Annotated in this window: 1 protein-coding gene; it reads left to right on the forward strand. The window is 59.8% G+C overall.

The genetic code is table 11. The annotated features are described in order from the left end of the window. Positions 1-85 precede the first annotated feature (85 nt). Entirely contained in the window at positions 86-3,916 is a 3,831-nt protein-coding gene (locus ASE71_RS10420) for a GH36-type glycosyl hydrolase domain-containing protein (protein ID WP_060517426.1), read from the forward strand. Positions 3,917-4,020: the final 104 nt, after the last annotated feature.

The following is a 4,020-nucleotide window of genomic DNA, read 5'->3' on the forward strand; positions in this document are numbered from 1 at the left end:
TGCAGCCTGCCAAGGCTGGGACATCGACCGAAGGGGACAATGTCTAGCCCCATCAAGGATCGATCTGATGGTCCGGCCAGTTGACATGATCGACATCAGTACGACACCTCTGGCAGGCGTGCCTCCTGACACGACCTTGCTTTCGAATGGGCACTACAACGTCCTTCTGACAGAGGCCGGCGCCGGGTATGAAACCTGGCGCGGCCTCGACATCACGCGTTGGCGTGAGGACGTCACGCGCGATTGCTGGAGCCAGTTCTGCTACGTCCGCGACCTTGAGAGCGGCGAGGTCTGGACGATTGGCCGGCAGCCGATTTGCCATCCGGAGGCGATCTACGAACACACGTTTCACGGAGATCGTGCCGAGTATCGCTGTTTGCTCGGAGACATCGAAATTCAATGGGCGGTGTCGGTTGCACAGGACTGCGATGCTGAAGTGCGCTTGCTGAAACTCAGCAACAAAGGTGAGAAAGCGCGAAAGCTTGAACTGACAAGCTATTGCGAAGTCTGCCTGAATGGCCGAAGCGCCGATAGCGCACATCCGGCATTTGCCAAGCTTTTCATCGAAACCTGGTTCGATACCGAAACAAGCGCATTGTTCGCACGGCGCAGACCGCGCAGCGCATCGGAGCGCCCCATCTGGGCGGTACATGTGTCTGCGTCAAGCCGCCAAGTCCATGCGGTGGAATATGAAACGGACCGCTACAGATTTCTTGGCCGACGGCGGACGCCTTCAAATCCTAGCGCTCTGGGGCCGGGGAGCCGCTTATCTGGGACGACGGGTCCCGTGCTCGACCCTATCTTCAGCATGCGCCGCACAGTCGATCTGGAACCCTCCAGAACGGAACTGATCGCATTCGTGACAGGCGCAGCGGACAGTGAGGCAGGCGCTACCGCAATAGCCAGCCGCTTCGCCCATGTCGACGCCGCGCGTCAAGCGTTACAAGAGAGGGAGAAACACACTGAAGACCCGCCTTGGTCCCCGTCTCTTCAAGACTTGGCCGTCTACGACCGGCTCCTAGCATATCTGGCATTCGGTGTTGCCGGCTTAAGGGAAGGCAGCACACCCGACACAAGACGACTGAACCGCGACGACTTGGGATCGGCGGGACTGTCGGGAGCCGTCCCAGTTCTTCTGCTGCGTATCGACAAAACAGACAAGGAATCCCTCGTCGACAATGTCATCAATGCCCACGCATTCCTTGCCAGTCGCGGATTTCCCTTCGATCTCGCGATCCTTGATGAAAGGCAGGCCAGTGAAAGCTTAAAGCTGAGCGCCGATGCGGCGGTCCATGTGGAGCAAACCCTCGGCAAAACCGGGGGGATTCATTTCCCACCCAGGGCGAGTGTCTCGTCCGATGCAGAAAATGCGATCACGGCCGCCGCGCGCCTCGTCCTTTGTTGCAGCCAAGGATCCCTTGCGGATCAACTTTCGGCGAGATCGACCACCACTTTTTCCACGAACAAGACCATGACGAATGTCTCTGTCTCGCACGAAAAGCGTCACGAGGCACCACGAGCTAACCTGCTTTTTTGGAATGGCCGCGGCGGGTTTACCAAAGACGGGCGCGAATATGTGATCGCAGGCGACGCGACGCCAACACCGTGGTGCAACGTCCTTGCCAATAGCGCGTTTGGCTGCCTGACAAGCGATAGCGGCCTTGGCTACACCTGGGCGGGCAACAGCCAATTGAACAGGCTCACGCCTTGGTCAAACGACCCGGTTTCGGACCCGCCGAGTGAAGTTGTCTACCTGCGAGATGAACAGACCGCCGAGCTGTGGACGCCGACACCTTTGCCGCTCGGCCAGGCATCGACCACAAGAACGAGGCATGGCCAAGGTTACACGTGTTATGAAAGCAGTCGCGGGCCACTACACCATGAAATGACCGTGCACGTCCCGGCCGCGGGAGCGATCAAGGTCATCCGTCTTGCCATTCGCAACGACGGAAAACGACTTCGCCGCCTTACCGCCACCTATTTCGTTGAATGGGTCCTCGGCACACTGCGCGAAAGCGCGCAGTCCCGGGTCGAATGCGAATTTGACAGCGAGATTGGTGCCGTCGTTGCCCGGAACATCTGGAAGGGCGATTTTTCCGACACGCTCGCATTCGCCGCTTCAAGCGCGCCTGTCCGGTCGTTCACATGTAATCGGCGCGCGTTCCTCGGCAGAAACGGTTCCATCGCTCAGCCGGTGGGATTGGAAGGCTTCGATCTCGGGGGGCATACCGGCTCTCTGCTCGACCCCTGCGCGGCCCTCATGGTCAGCGTTTCAGTCCCACCGTCCGAGACCGTCGAGCTGGTATTCGTGCTCGGGCAGGCCGAAAACCGCGCGGAAACGCACAGGCTCGTGCGCGAACATGCCGAACCGAAGGCGGCCAGGAAGGCGCTGGCAGCCGTTTCACAATATTGGGATCAGCTGCTGAACTCCGTCACGGTTCGAACGCCAGATATAGCCTTCAACCTGATGATGAACCGCTGGTTGCTCTATCAGGTGTTGGCTTGCCGTATCTGGGCGCGAACAGGGTTTTACCAGTCCGGTGGCGCCTACGGATTTCGCGACCAACTCCAGGACGTGGCAACCCTCGTCCATTGCGCACCCGATGAGGCGCGAGCGCACATTCTTCGAGCCGCCTCGCGCCAGTTTTCCGAGGGAGACGTTCAACACTGGTGGCATCCGCCATCGGGTGCCGGCGTGCGCACACGCATGACGGACGACCTCTACTTTCTGCCCTACGTCGTCCATCACTACGTATCGGTCTCCGGAGACTATGGGCTCCTGAGTGAGCAGGTTCGTTTCCTCGTCTCGCCGCCTCTAACGGACGATGAGGAGGAGCGCTACGAGGTGCCTCCGGCCAGCCAGGAAAGCGGGACCGTCTATGAGCACTGCTGTCGAGCGCTGGACCGAGGTCTGAGGCTAGGCAGCCACGGGCTTCCGCTTATGGGAACGGGCGACTGGAACGACGGCATGAACCGAGTCGGCGCGGAAGGCAAAGGCGAGAGTGTATGGAACGGGTGGTTCTTTCTGACGGTCCTTCAATCTTTTGCAGCCATCGCTTCGGCGATGGCTGATGAGGAACGAGCCAAATGGTGCAAAGAGCGCGCCGAGACCCTGCGCATGTCCTTGGAGACCCACGCCTGGGATGGCGGCTGGTATCGCCGCGCCTACTTCGACGGTGGCACGCCTCTCGGGTCCCAGTTGAATGACGAGTGCCAGATCGATGCGATCCCACAGGCCTGGGCAGTTATCTCGGGTGTTGCAGATGCCAAGCGTGGCGCGCAGGCAATGCGCGCGGTTTGGGAACGGCTCGTTCGTACCGATAACGGTTTGATACAGCTTTTCGACCCACCCTTTGACAAGGGCTCGCTGCAGCCCGGCTACATAAAGGGCTATGTGCCCGGAATTCGGGAGAACGGCGGCCAGTACACCCACGCGGCCACGTGGGTGGCGCTGGCGACCGCATTGCTGGGGGATGGCGATCGGGCATTTCAACTCTGGAGCATGCTCAATCCGATCAACCATGCCCTGTCACCCGAAGACACCGACCGCTACATGGTCGAGCCCTACGTTGTCAGTGCCGACGTTTATGGCGCCGCTCCTCACACCGGCCGCGGTGGCTGGACGTGGTATACGGGATCTGCGGGCTGGCTGTACCGGGTCGGCCTTGAGGCCATTCTCGGCATTCGACGTCAGGGCTGCCGGCTTTTTGTCGAGCCATGCATTCCCGTCGGGTGGTCAACATTCGACGTGGATTTTCGCCATGGAAGGTCGACTTACCGCATCAAGGTGAGCCGAGATACCAAACGAGCAAAAGACCACTATGCACTGAGCCTCGATGGGAAGAAGGTTGCTGACCGAAGTGTTCCACTCGTGGATGACGGACGAGATCACGACGTTCTTCTCGTGGTGGCCTAACCATGTCGGAATTGCTGTCGACAGATCCCGAACTGAACCGTATGCCGACCGAGCAGGATCTTGCCCGGTTGCAGTTCACGACGCTGCTCTACTATCTCCACTGC

The sequence above is a fragment of the Ensifer sp. Root954 genome (assembly GCF_001429005.1).
Classification (GTDB): Bacteria; Pseudomonadota; Alphaproteobacteria; order Rhizobiales; family Rhizobiaceae; genus Ensifer; species Ensifer adhaerens.